General features: G+C 38.8%; 1 protein-coding gene. It reads left to right on the top strand.

Annotation, left to right across the window (positions count from 1 at the left end; translation table 11 throughout):
- The first annotated feature begins 282 nt into the window (after nt 1-282).
- On the top strand, nt 283-1857 hold the full coding sequence (rny, locus tag DVW06_RS16740) for a ribonuclease Y (RefSeq protein WP_029487351.1): 1575 nt from the start codon (nt 283-285) through the stop codon (nt 1855-1857).
- Nucleotides 1858-1996: the final 139 nt, after the last annotated feature.

The raw sequence follows: 1996 nt of genomic DNA, 5'->3' as shown, positions 1-1996 counted from the left end.
TGTTCGCTAGAGTCTTTAGAATTTCTGTAGTAAAATCGTTCATAGGGAAGTCCTCTCTTCTGTGAATGTGTTGTGGTAGCTCTATTCTACAGAAGGGACTTCCTTTTTTCTATTTACACAAAATATTTTACACTCTCGGAGGTGATGTACATAGGATTTAAAGTTGACACTCTTGTGTACAAACATTAGAATAAACTTATGTGGGTTTCCACATAGCAGTAGGCAACTTGATAATTTATTTTAATTTGTTTATCAAAACTACAAAATATTGTAAAAGATAGTATGGAGGTGGATTCATTGGAACTACTTTACATTCTCCTCGCTATCATCGGTTTAATTGTCGGTCTTGGATTAGGAGTTTTTGTGACCAAATCTCGTCACGAAAAAGAGATCAATGGCGCGCAAAATTCTGCAACTGGAATTATCGAAAGCGCTAAAAAAGAAGCAGAAACTCTAAAAAAAGAAGCATTGTTAGAAGCTAAGGAAGAAAATCAGCGTTATCGGTCAGAGATTGAAAGTGAGTTGAAAGAAAGCAAACTTGATTTAAAATCACAAGAAAATCGCTTGCTCCAAAGAGAACAAGTACTTGATCGCAAAGATGATTCTTTGGAAAAACGAGAGCACTCACTGGAAGAAAAAGAAAACAGACTTAGTGAGAAACAACAATTAATTGACGAGCGAGAAAAAGAAGTAGAAAAACTAATCGATGGGCAACAGCAAGAATTAGAGCGTATTGCGGCTTTGTCTAGAGAGGAAGCCAAAGAGTTGATCATGAAATCAACGGAAGAAGAATTGAATCATGAATTAACGATTATGGTAAAAGAATCAGAGCAACGTGCAAAAGAAGAAGCAGATCGTAAAGCGAAAAACTTATTGTCATTAGCAATTCAACGTTGTGCTGCAGATCAAGTATCAGAAACAACAGTATCTGTCGTATCATTACCAAATGACGAGATGAAAGGTCGAATCATTGGACGAGAAGGACGCAATATTCGGACATTGGAAACATTGACCGGTATTGATCTGATTATCGATGACACACCAGAAGCAGTTGTACTATCAGGATTCGATCCAATCCGTCGAGAGATTGCACGAATGACATTAGAGAAACTGATCCAAGATGGACGGATCCATCCTGCACGTATTGAAGAGATGGTTGAGAAATCCCGCAAAGAAATGGATGAACACATCCGTGAATATGGGGAACAAGCAGCCTTTGAAGTCGGTGCACATACCCTACATCCTGATTTGATCAAGATATTGGGACGTTTACGCTTTAGAACCAGTTATGGACAAAACGTATTGAATCACTCAATTGAAGTGGCAAAACTTTCGGGTGTTCTAGCTGCTGAATTAGGTGAGGACATTCAGTTAGCAAAACGTGCTGGACTGCTGCATGATATTGGGAAAGCACTTGATCATGAAATTGAAGGCTCACATGTTGAGATTGGTGCTGAACTTGCTGCCAAATATAAAGAAAATCCTGTAGTCATTAACGCAATTGCATCCCACCATGGAGACGTAGAAGCTACTTCAGTTATCTCTGTGCTGGTAGCTGCAGCAGATGCTTTATCCGCTGCTAGACCAGGTGCACGTAGCGAATCGTTGGAAAACTATATCCGTCGTTTACAAAACTTAGAAAATATTGCGAATGGCTTCAAAGGTGTAGATTCAAGTTTTGCTGTACAAGCAGGACGAGAAGTACGAGTTATGGTTAAGCCAGAAGAGATCTCCGATTTAGATGCGGTTCGTCTAGTACGTGATATCCGCAAAAAAATTGAAGATGATCTTGATTATCCAGGACATATCAAAGTAACGGTTATTCGTGAAACGCGAGCAACTGATTACGCTAAATAGCATAAAAAAGAACCTTGGCTTGAAGCGACCCCCAAAAGTTAGACCAAAAAATCTAACTTTTGGGGGTCGTTATTTGTATGGCAAAATATCCTTTTGAATTAAAACTAAAAATCGTTAAAGAATATCTTAGTGGCGTGGG

It is taken from the genome of Enterococcus sp. ARL09-542 (assembly GCF_005234805.1).
Lineage (GTDB): Bacteria > Bacillota > Bacilli > Lactobacillales > Enterococcaceae > Enterococcus_D > Enterococcus_D gallinarum.
Note: the sequence above shows the minus strand (reverse complement) of the source record. Positions and strands in the feature narration are given on the sequence as shown.